Raw genomic sequence first — 19,329 nt, 5'->3', positions numbered from 1 at the left:
GCGCTCACCCCCGTCGGAGAGTATCCGACACGTACTGGTACAAAGACATTTCATCCGACCGCTCGACTCGGCCACCGTATGGTTCAGTCCATCGAACTCGACACCGCAGTCGAACTCGTCGAGGCCGCAGAGTCGAAGGCAGAGGAGATAGACAACCCGATGGTGATCGCCGTCGCCAACAGCGAGGGGAACCTCGTCGCCCAGCACCGGATGGACGGTGCGTGGCTGGCGTCGGTCAGCATCTCGCGGAACAAGGCCTACACCGCCGCCGCGCTGGAGACGCCGACCCACGAACTCGCCGAGCCCTCGGAGCCGGGGAACTCGCTGTACGGCCTCCAGACGACCGACGAGGGGCGCATCGTCATCTTCGGCGGGGGCTACCCGCTCGAGCGCGACGGCGAGATCGTCGGGACCATCGGGGTCTCCGGCGGCGCGGTCGAACAGGACCGCGAGGTCGCGGAGGCCGGCGTGGCCCGCTGGCAGGAACTGACCGAGTAGCTACGCCCGCGGCCCGGGGTCGCGCTCGGCGACCGCGTCGAGCAGGTCAACGAGGGCGGCCGCCGCCTGGTCGAGCAGCTCCTCGCCGAGGTCGGCGCTCCCCTCGCGGGGGTCGCCGACGACGCCGTTCTCGGTGAACTCGTGGGAGTCGAACGCGAGGTTCACCCGGCCCTGCCAGTCGCCCCAGCGGTCGCTGCCGCCCGCGGCCGCCTCGTCGAGGCGGTCCTCGCGGACCGTGTCGGGGTTGGCGTGTTGCAGGAGCGACGTCTCCAGCGGGCCGCCGTGGCCCATCGACACCTCGGCGTCGACCTCGTCGAACCAGGTGAACGGGACGGCGTAGGCGTCGTCGTGCCGGACGATCGTGCCCGCCACCTCCCTTAGTGCGGGGACGTTCCCGCCGTGGCCGTTGACGAGGACCACCCGGTCCCAGCCGTGGCTCGCGAGGCTGCCGACGACGTCCCTGACGTAGTCCCGGAACGTCGACTCGTCGGTCCACAGGGTCCCCGTGAAGCGGCGGTGTTCCTCGGCGACGGCGACCGGGACCGCGGGGGCAACCACCACGGGGTCGTCGTGGCGCTCGGCGGCCGCGTCGGCGACCGCCTCGGCGTTCAGCGTGTCCGTCCCCAGCGGTGCGTGGGGACCGTGCTGTTCCGTGCTCCCGACCGGGAGCAGGGCGAGGTCTGTGTCGACCTCGTCCAGTTCCGTCCACGTCGACGACGAGACGCGCATACCGGGTGGGTCGCCGCCGACCCGGATAAATCCCGCCGTGGCTCCCGCCGCGGGGGATCGGGGAACCACGCACCGGCTTTTTGCCGGCGGGGAGCGGGGACCGAGTATGGAGTACGAACCGGCCACGCACACGGCGACCGACCGCACGCTCGGCCGCCTCCCCTCGGGTGCCAGCGTCACCGTCACGGTCCACCGGTACGACGGCGGAACCGGCCCGACGGTGTACGTCCAGGCCGCCCAGCACGGGATCGAGCTGAACGGGCCGGCGGCGCTCCGGCGGCTCCACGACCGGCTGGTCGACGCCGAGCTCGCGGGCACCGTCGTCGTCGTACCCGTGGTGAACTCGCTGGCGTTCGACCACCGCTCGTACATGACCCCGGCGGAGTACGACGTGATGAACCCGAACTTCAACCGCGTGTGGCCCGGCGACGACGAGGGCAGCCTCCAGGAGCGACTGGCAGCCGCTCTCTGGGACCTCGTGACTGGGGCCGACGCCGCCGTCGACCTCCACACCGGCACGGCGGATATGCTCGAACACGTCCGGTTCCGCACCGACGACTCGACCGCCCGGCGGCTCGGCGAGGCCTTCGGCACCGAGTACCTCCTGACCGACGCGCCGGACGGGGACGACGACAGCGGGACGTTCCGGGCCGCGGCGGCCCGCGCGGGCATCCCGGCGATCACCGCGGAGCTGGCCAACAGCCGGCGGGTCGCCCACTCGGCGGTCGAGACCGGCGTCGAGGGCGTCCGGAACGTCCTCCGCGAGGTCGGCGTCCTCGACGGCCGGCCGACGCCCGCGCCGGACCGGACGCGTCTCCGGGACGACCCGGACGCGACCGTGGCGACGGCGTCGGGGCTGTTCGAACCGCGTCCCGACGTCGCTGTCGGCGACCGCGTCGCGGCGGGCGAGGAGCTGGGCGCGGTCTACTGCCCGTCGTCGTTCGAGCGCCGTCAGACCGTCACCGCGACCGACGGCGGCGTCGCCTACTCGCTGACCCGCGAGTCCGTCGTGGTCGCGGGGGAACGCCTCGCCAGCGTCGCCCGCCCGGTCTGACCGGCACCGGGGCTCCGACCTCTTGAATGGGTTGTGTATTCCTCACACACCGCTATGGTACTCAATATGTCATAGACAAACAATAACATGAGACTCCGAAACTCGTTCGATGTCCTCTCGCACGTCGTCGAACAGTTCGAAACCCGGGGGCGGTCGGTCCGCGAGCTGGAGGTCACCACCGACCCGGACCGGGCCGGGGCGCTCGACGTCACGATGACGGTCCCGGTCTCGCTGTGTGCGGCGTCGAGCGGGACGCTCGACTCCTCGCTCACGCCCGAGCAGGCCTCCATCTCCGAGCGCGGCGGGCTGACGGTCACGTTCTCGACGTCGGAGCTGCTGCCCGACCCGCCGACCGACGCGGCGGTCGTCGACGTCGACGAGCGCGCGGTCCGCGTCGACGACGGCGAACTCGTCCTGACAGTCGGCTTCAGTGTCGAGCCGACGGGGTCCGAGACGACCGACGACGCGGACGCCGAGGCGGAGCCACGACGCGACGCGACGGACGACGAGACCGGGGAGGCGGCGGAGGCGGACGGGGACGGAGACGAGGACTCGCTGGCGGCGCGTCTCGCCGCGGCCCGGTCCGAGGACGTACCGGCCTACGACGACATCGACTACCTCCGGACGCTCTACGAGTCCTGTGACACGTTCACCGAGATGAGCGAGCACATCGAGATGGACGTCGCGGCGGAGACGGTCCGACGCTACATGATCGAGGCCGACGTCCACGACCCCGCGTCCTACGACACCGCCGCCGAGTCCGACCCCGGCGACGACGCCGAGGCCGTGACCGACGACTCCGGCCCGGCGGCCGACACGGAGCCGTCGCCGGCCGCGCCCGAGCCCGCCGCGGACGAGCCGCTCGTCACGGACGGCATCGGCCTGCCCGAGGGCGTCACCGTCGAGGACATCGTCGACGCCGTCGTCGACGCGACGGCCGTCTACGAGGTCCAGCGGTCGCTGGACCTCGACCACGGGCAGACCCGCGACCTCCTCAGACAGCTCAACGTCCTCGACCTCGTGTTGCACCGCATCGACGGCCCGCAACGGGACGCCTCGAAGACCGACGTCGTCCAGCGCATCCGGCAGTGCGCCGCCGGGAACGCCTGACACGGACACACATAAACGGGTGACAAGCCCCACCCACAAACAAAAGTGGCTCCACCGCCACCTTCTCCCAAGAAATGTCTCTGCAATCACGGGTCTCCGGGTCCCAGGAGGGCGTCGAGACGCTGCTCAGGAACGCGCGGTTCGAACTGATGCCGTTCGACAGCTTCGACGAGGAGATCGAACACCTGCCCGCGGGCGCGACCATCGCGATCACGACCTCCCCGCAGCTGGGGATCGACCGGACCGTCGAGAAGACCGAGCTCGCCGTCGAGGAGGGGTTCGAGGTCGTTCCCCACGTCGCCGCGCGCTACGTCGAAGACCGCGAGCACCTCGCGGAGATCGCCGAGCGGCTCACCGAGGCCGGCGTCACCGACATCTTCGTCCCCGGCGGCGACCGCGAGGAGCCCGCCGGCGAGTTCGAGTCCGCCTACGACCTGCTGTCGACGCTTGAGCAGATGGACTACGAGTTCGAGGAGGTCGGCATCACCGGCTACCCGGAGGGCCACGAGTTCCTCAGCGACGAGACGCTGGCCGAGGCGATGGAGAAGAAGGAACCGTACGCCACCTACATCGTCACGCAGCTCTGCTACGACCCGGAGACGGTGCTCGAGTGGATCGAGGAGGTCCGGGACCGCGGGATCGACCTCCCGGTCGAGATCGGCATCCCCGGCGTGATGAAGTACCAGCGGCTGATGAAGATCTCGCAGAAGGTCGGCGTCGGCGACTCCGTGAAGTTCCTGAAGAAGACGACCGGCATCCTCGGGTTCGTCAAGCAACTCGTCGGCTCGCGGGGGACCTACGAGCCCGACGACCTCGTCGACGGGTTCGGGCCCCACGTCGGCGACGAGGCCTACGGCATCCGTGGCATCCACATCTACACGTTCAACCAGACGCCCGACACCGAGGACTGGCGGCGCGGCCGACTCCCCTCCTGAGCGGGCGACCGCAGCGGACCCCGGCAGCCACAACACGTCACCGTCCCGAACTGTTCTGTCGACGCCCAAATTATTCCGTCTCCGCTCCCGTCTAGCCGGTATGACCTACGACACGGTTCGCGAGGTCGATCCGGCCGTCGCCGACGCCCTCGAGGGCGAGCGGGCCCGCCAGAACGACACCCTGGCGATGATCGCCAGCGAGAACCACGTCTCCGAAGCGGTGATGGAGGCCCAGCGCTCCGAACTGACCAACAAGTACGCCGAGGGGTATCCCGGCGAGCGCTACTACGGCGGCTGTGAGTACGCCGACGCGGTCGAAAACCTCGCCATCGAACGCGCCAAGGAGTTGTGGGGTGCCGAACACGTCAACGTCCAGCCGCACTCGGGCTCGCAGGCGAACATGGGCGTCTACCTGGCGATGCTGGAGCCGGGCGACAAGATCCTCTCGCTGGACCTGACCCACGGCGGCCACCTCTCACACGGCCACCCCGCGAACTTCGCCGGCCAGGTCTACGACGTCGAGCAGTACGAGGTCGACCCCGAGACCGGCTACATCGATTACGAGGGGCTGCACGACCACGCCGAGGAGTTCGAACCCGACATCATCGTCTCCGGGTACTCCGCCTATCCGCGGGAGGTGGACTTCGAGCGGATTCAAGAGGCGGCCGACGCCGCCGACGCCTACCACCTCGCGGACATCGCCCACATCACGGGCCTGGTCGCCGCGGGCGTCCACGAGTCGCCGGTCGGGGTGGCGGACTTCGTGACCGGCTCGACGCACAAGACGATCCGGGCGGGTCGGGGCGGGATCATCATGTGCGACGAGGAGTACGCCGACGATGTCGACGCTGCCGTCTTCCCCGGGGCCCAGGGCGGACCGCTGATGCACAACGTGGCGGGCAAGGCGGTGGGATTCGGCGAGGCGCTGACCCCAGCCTTCGACGAGTACGCCGAGCAGACGGTGGCAAACGCGAAGGCGCTGGGCGAGCGCCTGCAAGAGCACGGCCTGGACCTGGTCTCGGGCGGGACGGACAACCACCTGGTGCTGATCGACCTGCGGCCCTCCCATCCCGACACCACCGGCAAGGAAGTCGAGGAGGCATTAGAGGAGGCGGGGATCGTGCTGAACGCGAACACGGTACCGGGGGAGACGCGGTCGGCGTTCAACCCGTCGGGGATCCGAGCGGGGACGCCCGGGCTGACGACGCGGGGCTTCGACGAGGAGGCCTGCCGGGAGGTGGCGGACCTGATCTACGAGGTCGTCGACGCGCCGGGCGAGGAGAGTGTCGTCGCCGAGGTCAGCGACCGCGTCGACGAGCTGACCGACGAGTACACCCTCTACGACTGAGCGACCGACGATCCGCGCCGTCCCGTTGCTCCACTTTTTTCATCGCGTTGACCGTGGTGAGACGTATGGAGGCCGCCAACCTGACCCTCCGCGGTCCGGACGCCGACCGGTTCGCCTCGGCGTTCGTCGAGGCGAAAGCCGAGGAGACGAGACGCTCGTTCAACAAGCGTGGCGTGCGCAACATCCACCGCTACCGGGGCGACGGGTTCACCCACGTCGCCTACGAGCGCGGCTCCGCCCACGAGAACTCGTGGGTCGTCGTCTCGCTGCTCGTCGAGCCCGTCGACGAGGAGACCGCGACCGTCGTCGTGCAGGTCGGCGGCGGCGGGGAGGGGCCGTTCAAACTGGAGGAGATCTCGCCGCGGCGACTGCTCGAGGGCGAGGAGGCGGTCGGGCAGGCCGGCCGGTTCGCCACCGTGCTCGAGGACGTCGAGTCGGTCTGCTCGGACCTCGAGCTGTCGGTCGAGACGGAGTGGGAGTCGGAGACCGAACAGGACGTCGCCAGGACGCTCCAGCGGAAGATCTTCGACTCCTGAGCGGGGGCTCGTCGCCCGTCGCCGGCGGCGGTGTGTCGTCCCGCCGGACGACCAACTATTATCGGCCGCGTCCGCGAACGTCGACGCGAGATGCGCGACGAGGTGACCAGGGTCGAGGCCGTCACGTACCTTGAGGGCGCGTCGGGCCACGCCGTCGTCAGCACGCTGTTTCTCTGTCTCGCCGGCGGCCTCTGGTCGGTCGGGCGACGGGGCGTGGGGACGGTCGCGCTCGTGATCGCGTACGGGGTCTCGGTCAACGGCCTCTCGATGTACCTCTGGGACGCCGTCCGGGAGCGTGTCCGGTCGGCCGCCGCCGCGGACGACGCGGGTCCGACACGGGAACTGACCGCACACCGGCTCTCGACCGAGACGAAGGCGGACGTGCTCGGGGGCTTCGTCCTCGTCGGGGGGTTCGTCGCGGTCGCGGTCGCCACGCTGGTCGGCTTCCGCGCGCTCGACCTCGGGTGGCGGGCCAGTGCCGCGGTCGCGGGGACCGTCCTCGCCGCGGGCAACCTCGGCGCGCTCGCGGCCGCCATCCGTGCCGGTCGGCGTGGCTGAGCGGCGCTGGCCGGTCGCGCTCGTCGAAGAACGGCAGAAGGTGGTATGAGCGAGCCGCGACGGACGATCAGTCGTCGCTGCTCTCGGCTTCCTTGCGGGCGTTGAGCTTCGCCTGCTCGCGGGCGCTGGGGTTGACCGACTCCTTGAACGGCACCTTCGCGACCGTCGCGAACACCGGCTCACCGGGCTCTTCGGCGTACTCGTCGGGGAGGTGGACCTCGAACTCCAGGTCCAGCTCCTCGTCGTAGATCTCGTCGTTGAGCGGCGTGTCCGTGACCTCCTGGAGCTTGTCGGCCGGGACGAAGCCCATCCCGATGTTGGTCTCCAGGTCCGGGTTCCACCACGGCGACGTGAGGTAGCCACACTCTTCGCCCGTCTCGGGGTCGGAGATGATCCAGAAGTCGGGTGCGTAGTCCCGGATCGGCTCGCCGGCCATCTTCAGGCCGATGAGCTTGTGCTCGAACGGGTACTCGCCGTTCTCGATGAGCTCCTGCTGGCGTTCGAGCTCCTCCTTGCCGATGTAGTCGGCCTCCTTGTCGTCGGGCACCTGGTAGCCGAGGTTGACCTGGAACGGGGAGGTCTCGTGGTCGAGGTCCTGCCCCCAGGACATGATGCCGGCGGCGATGCGGCGGTGGTGCCCCGGCGCGATCTGCCGGCCGCCGTGGTCCTTGACGCTCGCCATCACGGGGTCCCAGACGCGCTCGGCGTACTTCGAGGCCTCCTTGACGTAGATCTCGAAGCCCTCCTCGCCGGAGAAGCCGGTCTGACTGATGAGGACGTCGACGCCGTCGATCTCCGCCTCCATCAGGCCGTAGTAGGGGATCTCCTTGACCTCGTCGCCGACGACGTCGACCATCACGTCCAGCGCCTTCGGCCCCTGGATCTGCATCGGGGCGACGTCGATCTCGTCGATCTCGACGTCGAAGTCGTTGTCGACGTTGACGCCCTGCAGCCACTGCATCAGCGTCGAGTCGGAGATGGAGAACCAGAACTCGTCTTCCTCGGGGCGCAGGAGGACGGGGTCGTTGAGGACGCCGCCGTCCTCGTTACAGAGGATGACGTACTTCCCGTCCATCGCGTCCATCCCCGTCACGTCGCGGGTGACGACGTAGTTCGTCAGCGCCTCCGCGTCGGGTCCCTTCACGCGGATCTGGCGCTCGACGGCCACGTCCCAGAGCGTCACGTCGTTGGTCAGCGCGTCGTACTCCTTCATCACGCCGCCGTCTTCGGGCTCGATGAGGCCGCGCGGGTGGTAGAGGCGGTTGTAGACGGTGGCCCGCCAGGCACCCTCCTCGTTGAACGACTTGTGGAAGAAGGGTGACTTGCGAACGCGAGTCGAGACGAGCATCTCGATGTCGGGGTCGCCGGTCTGACGCAGGTTCCGTGGGACTGTCCGGTCGGACTGATCGATACTCGGGTGGTTTGGGTGGTCCTCGTTCCCGGTCATGCCTGTGAACCATATCCACATTCGTTAATAAAAGATAGCCCGGATAGTCCCCACCATTTTTATCGGGTACGGCAGGCGTCCCCGACACCCGGTGGCACCGCGACTGGGGGACCGTTCACGTCCGGACGTACCTGACGACCTCGAAGGCGTCGTAGCGCTCGCGTTCGGCCACGCGCCACCGGTCCCAGTCGACGTCCGGGAACGTCGTGTCGCCGTCGTGAGAGGCGTCCAGTTCTGTCAACACGAGTTCGTCTGCCTCGGGGAGGAACTGCCGGTAGACCGACCCGCCGCCGACGACGTACGCGGTGTCGGCCTCGTGGTCCCGGACCGCCGCCCGTGCGGCCGACAGGGACGTGACGGCGGTCACGTCGTCGGGGAGCCGGTCGGGCCGACCGGTCAGCACGACGTTGTGCCGGTCGGGCAGTGGCCCACCGACGTCGGCGGCGATGGCCTCGAAGGTGCGTCGCCCCATCACCACGGGGTGGCCGACGGTCGTCTCCCGGAAGTGCGCGAGGTCCTCGGGGTGGTGCCACGGCATCTCTCCGCCGGCACCGATGACGCCGTTGGCGGCGACCGCGGCGACGAGTGAGAGTCGCATCCAGTTCGTCCCTACGGCCCGAGGGGCTTAGTCTTTCCAGCCGCCACCGTCTCCGAGCGGGTGCCGGCCGGTCGCCGAGACCGCTTCCCCGCCCGCTCGTCCGACACGTATCACGAAGGGACAAATAATCGCTCGCGTATGTAACGATCAAAATTGGCCGACACGGGCGCTGGAACCCGATTCGATCCACTTATCGCCATTCGTTACTTACCGTAACTATGGGTCGCCAAGTCGTCTCTCCCGGGCCCGCCGCCGCCCACGCCTTCAGCCTCGGACTGAAGGCGGGTGCGATCCTCGGTCTCGGCACGATCGGGGGGCTGTACTGGGCCGGCGTCATCGACCTGCTGTTCGCCGGCTACGCCCTGGTCTGTCTGTTTCCCGTCTACCTCGTCGTCCTCGCTGCGGGGCTGAGCGTCTGGTTGGGCTACGACAAGGACGCGACCGCGCTCCGGCCGGTCTACCGGCAGGAGTGACCGGTCTCACTCGTCGTCGACGTCCGCGATGGTCGCCGCGACGAGGTTGCGCATCCCGCGGCGGAGGCGGCCGCTCATCGCCGTCGAGGAGAGGTCCATCTCCGCGGCCACCTCGTCCAGCGAGATCTCGCGCGGTTCGCCGAAGTACCCCTCCTCGTAGGCGGTCTTCAGCGCGGCGGTCTGCTCGTCGGTCAGTCCGTAGGACGTCTCGGTCCCGGCGTCGTCGCTCCCGTAGATCTCGATGATCTCGAGGGACATGTCGTTTTCCGTCGCGAACTCCCAGATGGCGTTGAGCGCCTTCCGGTTCGGGAGGAGGAGCCGCGCGAGCCAGCCGTTGCCCTTCGTCTCCGTGTGGACGAGGAAGCCGTTGACGTCGGTGACGACGGTGCTGATGAGGAGCGTCTCCGGCGTGTGTGCGATGTAGTAGATCCCCGTTCCGTCGGTCCAGTCGACCAGCTCGTACCCCTCGACCGTCGGGTCGTCGTCGAGCCGCGACTCCAGTTCGGTGCGGTCGTGGTACTCGATGAGAAAGGGGAAGTTGGTCGCACCCGGCGCGGTCGTCCCCTGCGTGATCACCCTGATCTCGACGTCGCTCAGCGTCCGCAGGGTCGGAACGAGGGCGAGGCGTTCGTGTTCGATGTGTATCTTCGCTGTGACGGACATAGCGGGGAGTGACGGCGGGTCGACCGCCGCCCTGTGGTGTCGTACCTACGGTAGGCCCCCACTGTACAATAGTGTTTACCCATCGCCGGACGACGGCCGTATCCGCGGGCCGACGGTCGGTGGTTCCGCGCGGACCGCCCACGTTATCCGTCCCTCGTGTGAACGCTGGCGTATGTCCAGCGCCCGCACCCGGCTGCCGACCGACCTGCCCGACGCCGTCGGCGAGTACTTCGCTCCGGAACTGTCGACGGTCGCGTCGTACCTCGACCGCGTCCCGGCGGCGCTCGACGACGGCGACCCGACGGTCGGCCCGGTTCACCCGGTCCCCTGGCTCTACGTCGCGGACCTGACCGGCTGGCGCGGACTGGCGCTCGCGCGACTGCTGGCCGCCCGCCGGGACTGCCCCTGCTACGGGCTGTCGGCGCTGGCGGCCGACGCCGTCGAGACGCTGTGGGCCGCCGTCGACCGCAGCGCCGACGGCCCGGTCGTCGTCCACCTCGAACTCCGCGGCGACGCCGGCCCGATCCCGGCGGCGCTGCGGGAGGCGCTCCGACGGGGGTACGAGCGGCCGGCGGGACCCGACGCGGACGCGGTCGCGGGCGACCCGACGAACGTCGTCGTCGTGTTCACCGACACCGACCCGTCGAAGCGCCTGGACTCGCCGCTGCCGGACGCGACGACGCCGGTCTCGGGGGCCGCGCTCTCGTATGCCCCCCGGGACAGTATGACCCCGGAGCAGCCGGCGGGGACGACGACGCTCCCGGCCCCGCCGGCGCTGGGCGACCGGACCGACGAACTCGCGGCGGTGCTGTCGGCTGCCCTCGACGGAACTGGATCGGAGAGCGACAGGGAGCAGTACGTCGACAGCGCCGTCGAGGCCCTGGCCACCACCCACGCCGCCGTCGGCCGGCGGGACCTGCTGTTCGATGTCTCGCCACGGGTGGCGCTGGCCCACGGCCACCGGCTGCCGGCGGTCGGCCTCGACGACGCCCTCGCGGGCCTCCGCCGGGACCTGCTCGCCCGCGTGCCCGAGAGCCCCGGCAGCGAGGAGCTCCGGGCGACGCTCGCGGACCTACTGTAGCCGTTCGGGCCGGCGGTCCGCCCGCGCCAGCAGCCGCTCGACGCGCTCGTCCATCGGCGGGTGGGTCGAGAGCAGCCGCGACAGCGGCCCGTCGTCGTCGCCGTGGACGTACAGCGGCGTCAGCGGCCCCCGATCCGGCGTCGACGCCCGCTCGATCTTCCGGAGCGCACGGGCCAGCGCCAGCGGCCGTCCGGTCACCTCGACGGCGCGGTCGTCGGCCGCCCACTCCCGGCGGCGGGAGTACGCCAGCACGAGCAGGGTGACGCTGACGCCCAGCAGCGCGACCAGTCCCAGCGCCGCCCGCTGAGTGTGCGCCAGCCACGACCGGGACCAGGCGGCCGGGTCGCCGCGCAGGAGCGCGACCGCTCGCGCCAGGCCGCCGGCCAGGACGACCACGGGAAAGACCAGCAGCGCGACCACGTCGACGACGGTGCGGGTGAGGCTGTAGGCCAGCGTCTGGACGAGCGCGTCCCGCCCCTCGAAGTGGGCGAGTTCGTGGGCCAGCAGCGCCTCGAACTCGTCGCCGGACAGCAGCCCCAGCAGCCGGTGGTCGACGACGACGGCCGCGCCGTGGCCGCCGACGGCGAAGGCGTTCGGGACCGGGAGCCGCGCGACGAGCAGCGTCGGCCGCCCGGCGCGCATCCGCTCGGTCAGCCGGTCGAACCGCCGGTAGGCCTCGGGCGCACGCGAGCGGGGCAGTTCGACGGCGTCCAGCGAGCGCTTGAGCCGGCCCGTCCCGGACCAGTAGCTCACCAGCCCGACGACGAGGGCCGACCCGACGAGCGCCGCCCCGAGGACCACCGGCGACGGGCGGGCGGCCCAGAGCGACTGCAACAACTGGTAGCCGACCACCGCGGCCGCGAGGTAGACGGCCAGCGAGACGACACCCAGCGTCGCCAGCGTCAGCCGCCGTCCGAGTCCCATACCCGGAGATTGGGCCGACGGGGCGGAAACCCTTCGGTGTCGCCGGTCGGTCCCTCGCGGCCCGAGAGCCGATTCCGTATCGCGGATATCGGTTTATGCCGCCCCGTCACGGGACGAGCTACCTGTGGGCGACTCGCGGTGAACACGGTCGAGACCGCCCGTGGTGTCGGACTGCCCGGACGCGACACGACGGCCCCGCCGCGCGCGGTCGTCAACCTCGGCAGCGGTCGCGTCGCTCGACCTGGAGCCCGACGACGAGCGAGCCCTCGTCGCATCGCGCTCGACGGATCGCCGACACCACTGTGACCGCCGCCGACGGCTCGGGCGGTGCGTGAGTCGGGGCCCGCTCGGTCGACGGTCGCCACGACACTGCCGACCGGGCGGGTCGACGGCGGAGTGGTCGCGCCGATGCGCCCTCGACGCGGCGGGCCTCGACTGTCGGGTCGTCCGCCGCGAGCAGTTCGTGGCACCGCCACGCCGGCGCGCGGCCGCGGTCGGGCCGGTCTCCGACGAGCCCGGCGTGACCGGCGGGTACCGGACCGCAGACCGACGAGCCGGACGTCTCGCGCCTGCCGACCGCAGTTCCGCCCGTCGGTGCCGATAAACCACTCGCCGCGATACGGAATCAGCCCAGCCGCGTCTCGATGGTCTCGGCCGTCCGCTCGCCGACGCCGTCGACGCGCTCCAGTTCCGCCCGGGAGGCCGCCCGGACGTTCTCGACGCTCCCGAAGCGCCGCAGCAGCCGCTTCCGGGTCTGGGGCCCGACGCCGGGCAGGTCGTCCAGCGCGGTCGAGACATCGTCCCGGAGCGTCTGGTGGTACTGGACGGCGAAGCGGTGGGCCTCGTCGCGGACCCGCTGGAGCAGGTGGAGCTGCGGGGCGTCCTCGGGCCAGTCGTGGACGCCCGAGGGCGTGATCACCAGCTCCTCGTCTTTCGCCAGCGCGACGCAGGGCACGTCCCAGCCGGTCTCGGCCAGCGCGTCGCGGGCCGCGCCCAGCTGGCCGTCGCCGCCGTCGATCAGCAGCAGGTCCGGGTCGGGGCGGTCGTCGCGGCCCGCGACGGCGCGTTCGGCCCGCCAGCGGACGAGCTCGCGCATGTTCGCGTAGTCGTCGTTGCGGTCGGTGAGCTTCTTCCGGCGGTAGTCGCTCTTCTCGGGGGTGCCGTCGACGGCGACGACGTCGGACCCGACGGCGCTCCTGCCCTGTGCGTGGCTCACGTCGAACCCCTCGATGCGCTCGGGGCGGTCGATCCCCAGCGCGTCGGCCAACGCCCCGACCTCGTCGTCGCCGGCGTCGCGCCGGCGGGCGTTCTTCAGCGCCAGGTCGACCAGCGTCGCCTCGCGGCCGGCACCGGGAACCCGGAGGGCGACCCCCTCCCGTTCGAGCCACGCCTCGATGTCCGCGTCCGCGGGGTCCTCGGCACAGAGGATCTCGTCGGGGAACTCGCGTTCGGCGTAGTACTGCGTGAGAAAGGCCCGGTAGACCCCGGCCGTCCCCTCGCCGTCGGGGGCGTCAAGCGTGTGGCGCTCGCGCTCGACGAGCTTGCCGCCCTCGGCGTGCAGGCGGGCGACGACGGCGCTATTGCCCTCGACGGCAGCACCCAGCACGTCGGTCGTCGTCGCGCCGCCGGAACTGTCGCTGACGGCGGCGTCGCCCTCGCCGTGGAGCGCCTCGACGGCGGCCAGTTTGTCGCGGCAGTTCGCCGCGCGCTCGAACTCCTGGTCCCCCGCGGCGGCCTCCATCTCGCGGCGCAGGGGGTCCGCGAGGACGCCCACCTCGCCCTCGAAGAACCGCCGGACGCTCTCGACGTCGGCGGCGTAGTCGGCCTCGGGTATCTCGCCGGTGCAGGGGGCGGTACAGATGCCCATCTCGTAGTCCAGGCAGGGCCGGTCGCGGGTGCGGTACTTGTGGTCCGAACACCCCCGCAGTCCGTAGGTCTCCCGCAGGGCCTTGACGACCGTCTCGACGCGGCCCTTGTCGGTGAAGGGGCCGTAGACCGTCGCCCCCTCGTCGGGGTCGCGGGTCACCTCGATGCGCGGGACGGCGTGGTCGGTCAACTGGACCAGCGGGTAGCTCTTGTCGTCTTTCAACCGGACGTTGTACGGCGGCCGGTGGCGCTTGATGAGGTTCGCCTCCAGCAGCAGCGCCTGGGTCTCGGTGTCGGTGACGGCGAAGTCGAGCACGTCGGCCCGCTCGACCATCCGGGCGATGCGCTCGCTGCGCGGGTCGGCGTAGGCGGGCACCCGGTCACGCAGGTCGACGGCCTTCCCGACGTACAGCACCCGGCCGTCGCCGTCCTCGAACTGGTAGACGCCGGGCTCCCGGGGGAGGTCGGCGGCTCGCTCGCGGACCGCGGCGGTGTCCATCGCGTCCCCGTTGGTGCCGGGCGGAGTTGAACGTCACGCCAGCGGGTCGTCGGCTGGCGGGGACCGACCGGCGTCGGCGGGCGCGTCGCCGGGGACGATGGCCGCCCACAGGCGGTCCCGGACGGCGTCGCCCCCGGACTCGGGGGCCGGAAGGTGGACGTCGTCGTCGCCGGCGACCTCGACGACCAGCACCCGCTCGCGGCTCCAGAGGTAGACGCCCAGTACGACGACGGCGAACAGCAGTGCCAGCGCTCCGAACAGCAACAACAGGTCGTCGAGCCGGGCCAGCAGTCCGAGCAGCGTCTGTAACGTCCCCAGCATCCGGCCCAGGCCGGCGGCACCCGTCGCGGCGGTGTCCGACAGCGAGACGCCCGACACCAGGCCGTCGAGGTCGACGGTGTAGCCGGCGGCGACGAGCGCCAGCCCCGCGACCAGCGCCTTCACGCCCCGTTCGAGGTGGTCGGTCTCGCCGTCGGTGGTCAGGCCGACGCCCTCGACGTTGGGCCGCTCGACGGCGCGGTAGTTCGGCCCCTCGCGGTCGGGGGTGAACGCCAGCACGCGGTGGCTGGTCACGACGACGCCGCCGTCGCCGACCCGGACCTGCTCCTGGACGCCCTCGCCGTCGTACAGCAGGTCCCCGGCCCGGTTCACCCAGTCCATACCCCCCTGTATGCGACTCCCCCGATTTGAATCTACCCCCCGAAACGGCTTTCGTGACAGCGCCCTGACGGCCGGTATGGTCGAGGACCCCCGCTGTCCGCACTGCACGGAGAAAGTCAGCGCCACGGCGACGTGGTGTATGCACTGCGGGCGGGACTTCGACGCCCCGATCGACGCCGAGAGCGGCCGCACGGTCGGCCGCGACCGGGACGACGCGGCGCTGGAGCGGGCCATCGAACGCGGCGACGTCGACGGCGTCCTCGGGATCCTCGACGCGCGGGCCGACGGGCCGAGGCTCGCCGGCGTCGGGCTGGCGCTGCTCGCGCTCGTGACCGTCCCGCTGGTCGCCCCGACCGGCCCGGGGATCGCCCTCTCGCTGCTGTTCTTCGGCGGGGTCGCCGCCGTCGGCCTGTACGCCGCCGACCAGCCGACGGTGGGCGAGGCGATCCGAGACGGCGCGACGGCGCTGGCGGTCCTCCCGTTCCTCCTCGCCGTGGCCGGGGGACTGTTCTTCGGTGCCGTCTCGCTGCTCGCGCTCGTCGAGCCGGCGATCTACGCCGGGGTCGTCGTGGTCGTGGGCCGGCGACTGGCGGCTCGCGTCGCGTAGCCCGCCGGCGGATCAAAACTGCCTTCTCCCCCCGCGACGAGGGTCGACCACCGAGGGACCTCTCGTGACAGAGAAACGCGAATACACCGACGATTACCCCGACAAGACGCTGTATCTCCCCGGCCCGACCGAAGTCCGCGAGGACGTCGTCGAGGAGATGGCCCAGCCGATGTTCGGCCACCGGATGGACCGGATGACCGACCTCTACACCACCATCGTCGAGGACACCAAGGAGTTCCTCGACACCGAGCAGGACGTCGTCGTCCTCTCGGCCTCCGGCACCGAGTTCTGGGAGGCGACGACGCTGAACCTCGTCGACGAGGAGATCCTCGTCCCGACCAGCGGCGCGTTCAGCGAGCGCCAGGCCAACGTCGCCGAGCGCCTGGGCAAGGACGTCACCCGCATCGAGTACGACTGGGGCGAGGCCGTCAAGCCCGAGGACGTCCGCGCGGAGCTGGAGGCCGGCGACTACGACGCCGTCGGCGCGGTGATGAACGAGACCTCTACGGGCGTCCGCAACCCCATCGAGGAGATCGGCGACGTGCTGGGGGAGTACCCGGACACCTACTTCGTCGTCGACGCCATCTCCTGTCTGGGCGGGGACTTCGTCGACATCGAGGGGCACAACATCGACTGCATCTTCACCTCCACGCAGAAGGCCTTCGCGATGCCGCCGGGGCTGGCGGTCTGTACGGTCAGCGAGGACGCCTACGAGCGGGAACTGGCGAAAGACTCCGCCTCGTGGTACGGCGGGTTCCAGCGCGCGCTGGACTACTACGACCGGAAGGGACAGACCCACTCGACGCCCGCGATCCCGCTGATGCTGGCCTACCGCAAGCAGATGAAGCACATGCTGGACGAGGGCCACCGGGCTCGGGACCGGCGTCACCGCGAGATGGCCGAGTACACCCGCGAGTGGGCCCGCGAGCACTTCGACCTCTACCCCGAGGCGGGCTACGAGTCCCAGACCGTCACCTGCATCGAGAACACGCGGGGGATCGACGTCGCCGAGACGGTCGAGCGGGTTTCCGAGGAGTACGATATGGTCTTTTCCAGCGGCTACGGCGACATCGGCGAGGAGTCGTTCCGCATCGGCCACATGGGGGAACACACCGTCGAGAGCATCCGGGAACTCACCGACGCCATCGAGGACGTCGCCGACCTCTGAACTGTCGCGACCGCCCCGCTCGCTCACGGTTTCCCGTTCTCAACATCTGAAACTGCCGAACTACGCTTATCTGTCAGGGAGTGCGACAGTCGTATGGTAGCACACGGATGAGCGAACACTCCACTGTCGACACCACGGACGGACCGGCGGTCGTCGGCCCGATACGGAACCAGTTCGACTGGGATCGGACGGCCCCGAGCGAGGCGATCGCCGGGATGATCGCCACCGCGAACGGCGGCGACGTCGCGGCGAGTCCGCCGCTGTACGAGTCGATCGACCCTGACGTGGTCGACGGCCTGTTCGAGGGCGGGGGGACCGACGACCGCCACCTCTCGTTCACCCACGACGACCTCGAGATAACCCTGCGCGGCGACGGGACGGTCGTGGTTCGAGTCGCGGCCGACTGAGGGCGAGCACCGACGGGACACAGCGGGCAGTATTAGTGCCGGGCCGCCCCAGAGGACGCCAATGGCGACCCTCGAGGACGCACCCGACAACCCCTACGTCACGGACCCCGAGACGGAGTTCGCGCCGGTCGCGGAACTGGACGCCGAGACCGCCCGCGAGCAGGCCGAGCAGTTGCGCGCGGCCGTCCGCTACCACGACCACCGCTACTACGTCGAGAACGACCCGGTGATCGGCGACCGGACGTACGACGCGCTGTTCGCGCGGCTGGAGGCCCTCGAAGACGCCTTCGACCTCGACACCGAGGGCAGCCCGACCCAGCGGGTCGGCGGGGAACCGCTGGACGAACTCGCGGAGGTCGAACACGTCGCGCCGATGGGCTCCATCGACCAGGGCGGCGACCCCGAGGCCGTCCGGGAGTTCGACGAGCGGGTGCGGAGTCGGCTGGCCGACGCCGACTACGACGGGGACCTGGCGTACTTCTGCGAGCCGAAGTTCGACGGGCTCTCGGTCGAGGTGGTCTACGAGGACGGGGAGTTCCAGCGGGCCGCCACCCGGGGCGACGGCGAGGTCGGCGAGGACGTCACCGCCAACGTCCGCACCATCGCCAGCGTCCCCCAGCGCCTGCGCGGTGACCACCCCGACTTCCTCGCGGTGCGGGGCGAGGTGTACATCCCCCGCGAGGCGTTCACGCAGTTCAACCGCGAGCGGGTCGAACAGGGCGAGGAGCCGTTCGCCAACCCACGGAACGCCGCCGCCGGGACGCTGCGCCAGCTGGACCCGAGCGTCACCGCCCAGCGCCCCCTCTCGATCTTCTTCTTCGGCGTCCTCGATTCCTCCGTCGCGTTCGAGAGTCACGCCGCGCTGCACGAGCGGCTCCCCGAGTGGGGCCTGCGGGTGTCCGAGCGGACCGCGGTGGTCGACGACGTCGAGGCCGCCATCGACTACCGCGACCGGCAACTCGACGCCCGCGACGACCTCGACTACGAGATCGACGGCGTCGTCCTGAAGGTCGACGACACCGACGCCTGCGACCTGCTGGGATCGACCAGCCGCGCCCCGCGGTGGGCCTTCGCCTACAAGTTCCCGGCCCGCAAGGAGGAGACGACGGTGCGGGACATCGTGGTCCAGGTGGGCCGGACCGGCCGGCTCACCCCCGTCGCGCTGCTGGACCCGGTCGAGGTCGGCGGCGTCACGGTCTCGCGGGCCTCGCTGCACAACCCCTCGCTCATCGAGGAGTTGAACGTCGACGTGGGCGACCGCGTGCGCGTCAAGCGCGCCGGCGACGTCATCCCGGACGTGGCCGAGGTGGTCGAGAAGGGCAGCGACGGTCACTTCCGGTTCCCCGAGACCTGCCCGGTCTGTGACAGCCCGGTCGAGCGGGACGGCCCGATGGCCTTCTGCACGGGCGAACTCTCCTGTCCCGCCCAGCGCGAGCGCTCCATCCAGCACTACGCCAGCCGGGACGCGCTGGACATCGAGGGGCTGGGCGAGAAGAACGTCGAGCAGCTGCTGGCGGCCGGCCTGGTCGAGGACGCCGCCGACCTCTACGAGCTCACCGTCGACGACCTCACCGACCTCGAGGGGTGGGGCGAGACCAGCGCCGAGAACCTCGTCGCGGAACTCGACGACGCGCGCGAACCACCGCTCGCGGACTTCCTCGTGGCGCTTGGCATCCCCGAGGTGGGAACCGTCACGGCCCGCAACCTCGCCGAGGAGTTCGGCACCTTCGACGCCATCCGCGAGGCCGGCGAGCGCGGCGACACCGACGCCTTCGAGTCGGTCCCCGACGTCGGCCCGAAAGTCGCGGAGACGGTCGTCGACTTCTTCGGGGGCGAGGGCAACCGCGCGGTGCTGGACCGGCTGCTCGACCACGTCGACCCGCAGGCCGCCGAGGCGACCGGTGGCGACGCGCTGGCCGGCCTGACCTTCGTGTTCACCGGCTCGCTGGACGGCTACACCCGAAGCGAGGCACAGGAACTGGTGGAGCGCAACGGCGGCTCGGCGACGAGCAGCGTCTCGGGCAACACCGACTACCTGGTCGTCGGCGAGAATCCGGGACAGACCAAGCGCGACGACGCCGAGGCCGAGGGCGTCCCGGAGCTGGACGGCCGGGAGGGGTTCGAGTCGAAGCTCCGGGAGCACGGCGTCGAGACCGAGGACTGACGCC

General features: G+C 70.7%; 20 protein-coding genes. 13 read left to right on the top strand and 7 right to left on the bottom strand.

What is annotated here, in order from left to right:
- Positions 1–78: 78 nt before the first annotated feature.
- A complete protein-coding gene (locus tag P0592_RS05250) occupies positions 79–498 on the top strand; it encodes a GlcG/HbpS family heme-binding protein (protein ID WP_276273224.1) in 420 nt (139 codons plus the stop codon).
- Here P0592_RS05250 and P0592_RS05245 read toward each other — a convergent pair whose 3' ends face one another.
- Positions 499–1,227 carry a creatininase family protein gene (locus P0592_RS05245; RefSeq protein ID WP_276273223.1) on the bottom strand — a complete coding sequence of 243 codons (729 nt, stop codon included), beginning with the start codon at positions 1,225–1,227 and terminating at the stop codon, positions 499–501. It abuts the gene before it with no gap.
- Positions 1,228–1,333: 106 nt separating this feature from the next.
- Between P0592_RS05245 and P0592_RS05240 the strand changes: the two genes are divergently transcribed.
- The 6 genes from P0592_RS05240 to P0592_RS05215 all read left to right on the top strand — a co-directional run bounded on the left by P0592_RS05240 (position 1,334) and on the right by P0592_RS05215 (position 6,768).
- Positions 1,334–2,281, top strand: coding sequence for a succinylglutamate desuccinylase/aspartoacylase family protein (locus tag P0592_RS05240; protein WP_276273222.1), 948 nt, complete (start codon positions 1,334–1,336; stop codon positions 2,279–2,281).
- An 87-nt stretch (positions 2,282–2,368) separates the two neighbouring features.
- Positions 2,369–3,391: a DUF8073 domain-containing protein gene (locus P0592_RS05235; protein ID WP_276273221.1), complete on the top strand. Its 1,023-nt coding sequence runs from the start codon at positions 2,369–2,371 to the stop codon at positions 3,389–3,391.
- A 74-nt stretch (positions 3,392–3,465) separates the two neighbouring features.
- On the top strand, positions 3,466–4,326 hold the full coding sequence (locus P0592_RS05230) for a methylenetetrahydrofolate reductase (RefSeq protein ID WP_276273220.1): 861 nt from the start codon (positions 3,466–3,468) through the stop codon (positions 4,324–4,326).
- Between the two features lie 100 nt (positions 4,327–4,426).
- Positions 4,427–5,674: a serine hydroxymethyltransferase gene (glyA, locus tag P0592_RS05225; protein ID WP_276273219.1), complete on the top strand. Its 1,248-nt coding sequence runs from the start codon at positions 4,427–4,429 to the stop codon at positions 5,672–5,674.
- 65 nt (positions 5,675–5,739) lie between these two features.
- Positions 5,740–6,210 (top strand): hypothetical protein, encoded by a 471-nt coding sequence (locus P0592_RS05220; RefSeq protein ID WP_276273218.1) that lies wholly within the window; start codon positions 5,740–5,742, stop codon positions 6,208–6,210.
- A 90-nt stretch (positions 6,211–6,300) separates the two neighbouring features.
- Positions 6,301–6,768 (top strand): hypothetical protein, encoded by a 468-nt coding sequence (locus tag P0592_RS05215; protein WP_276273217.1) that lies wholly within the window; start codon positions 6,301–6,303, stop codon positions 6,766–6,768.
- Between the two features lie 67 nt (positions 6,769–6,835).
- Here P0592_RS05215 and P0592_RS05210 read toward each other — a convergent pair whose 3' ends face one another.
- Together P0592_RS05210 and P0592_RS05205 are read right to left on the bottom strand one after the other, a co-directional pair.
- Positions 6,836–8,215 carry an aminomethyltransferase family protein gene (locus P0592_RS05210; RefSeq protein WP_276273216.1) on the bottom strand — a complete coding sequence of 460 codons (1,380 nt, stop codon included), beginning with the start codon at positions 8,213–8,215 and terminating at the stop codon, positions 6,836–6,838.
- A gap of 115 nt (positions 8,216–8,330) precedes the next feature.
- Positions 8,331–8,813, bottom strand: a complete 483-nt coding sequence (locus tag P0592_RS05205; protein ID WP_276273215.1) for a dihydrofolate reductase — start codon at positions 8,811–8,813, stop codon at positions 8,331–8,333.
- Positions 8,814–9,031: 218 nt separating this feature from the next.
- On the opposite strand from P0592_RS05205, the gene P0592_RS05200 reads away from it, so the two are divergent.
- Positions 9,032–9,286, top strand: coding sequence for a hypothetical protein (locus P0592_RS05200; protein ID WP_276273214.1), 255 nt, complete (start codon positions 9,032–9,034; stop codon positions 9,284–9,286).
- 6 nt (positions 9,287–9,292) lie between these two features.
- Here the strand turns inward: P0592_RS05200 and P0592_RS05195 are convergent, their stop codons facing one another.
- Positions 9,293–9,949 carry a helix-turn-helix domain-containing protein gene (locus P0592_RS05195; RefSeq protein ID WP_276273213.1) on the bottom strand — a complete coding sequence of 219 codons (657 nt, stop codon included), beginning with the start codon at positions 9,947–9,949 and terminating at the stop codon, positions 9,293–9,295.
- A 172-nt stretch (positions 9,950–10,121) separates the two neighbouring features.
- Between P0592_RS05195 and P0592_RS05190 the strand changes: the two genes are divergently transcribed.
- The gene (locus P0592_RS05190) at positions 10,122–11,030 is read left to right on the top strand and encodes a hypothetical protein (RefSeq protein ID WP_276273212.1); all 909 of its coding nucleotides are present in this window, start codon (positions 10,122–10,124) and stop codon (positions 11,028–11,030) included.
- On the opposite strand, the gene P0592_RS05185 is transcribed toward P0592_RS05190, so the two are convergent.
- From P0592_RS05185 to P0592_RS05175, 3 genes are all read right to left on the bottom strand, one after another.
- Positions 11,022–11,954: a M48 family metallopeptidase gene (locus tag P0592_RS05185; RefSeq protein ID WP_276273211.1), complete on the bottom strand. Its 933-nt coding sequence runs from the start codon at positions 11,952–11,954 to the stop codon at positions 11,022–11,024. The genes P0592_RS05190 and P0592_RS05185 overlap by 9 nt on opposite strands.
- Before the next feature lie 625 nt (positions 11,955–12,579).
- A complete protein-coding gene (locus P0592_RS05180; protein WP_276273210.1) occupies positions 12,580–14,319 on the bottom strand; it encodes an excinuclease ABC subunit C in 1,740 nt (579 codons plus the stop codon).
- Positions 14,320–14,352: 33 nt separating this feature from the next.
- Entirely contained in the window at positions 14,353–14,979 is a 627-nt protein-coding gene (locus tag P0592_RS05175; protein WP_276273209.1) for a hypothetical protein, read from the bottom strand.
- A gap of 76 nt (positions 14,980–15,055) precedes the next feature.
- Between P0592_RS05175 and P0592_RS05170 the strand changes: the two genes are divergently transcribed.
- The 4 genes from P0592_RS05170 (at position 15,056) to ligA (ending at position 19,325) form a co-directional block, all read left to right on the top strand.
- Positions 15,056–15,586, top strand: coding sequence for a zinc ribbon domain-containing protein (locus P0592_RS05170; RefSeq protein WP_276273208.1), 531 nt, complete (start codon positions 15,056–15,058; stop codon positions 15,584–15,586).
- Between the two features lie 64 nt (positions 15,587–15,650).
- Entirely contained in the window at positions 15,651–16,754 is a 1,104-nt protein-coding gene (locus tag P0592_RS05165) for a pyridoxal-phosphate-dependent aminotransferase family protein (protein WP_276273207.1), read from the top strand.
- Between the two features lie 107 nt (positions 16,755–16,861).
- A complete protein-coding gene (locus P0592_RS05160) occupies positions 16,862–17,161 on the top strand; it encodes a HalOD1 output domain-containing protein (RefSeq protein WP_276273206.1) in 300 nt (99 codons plus the stop codon).
- A 61-nt stretch (positions 17,162–17,222) separates the two neighbouring features.
- On the top strand, positions 17,223–19,325 hold the full coding sequence (gene ligA / locus P0592_RS05155; protein ID WP_276273205.1) for an NAD-dependent DNA ligase LigA: 2,103 nt from the start codon (positions 17,223–17,225) through the stop codon (positions 19,323–19,325).
- Positions 19,326–19,329 lie beyond the last annotated feature (4 nt).

It is taken from the genome of Haloarcula litorea (assembly GCF_029338195.1).
Classification (GTDB): Archaea; Halobacteriota; Halobacteria; order Halobacteriales; family Haloarculaceae; genus Haloarcula; species Haloarcula litorea.
The sequence above is the reverse complement of the archived record's forward strand: the minus strand, read 5'-3'. Positions and strand labels throughout refer to the sequence as shown.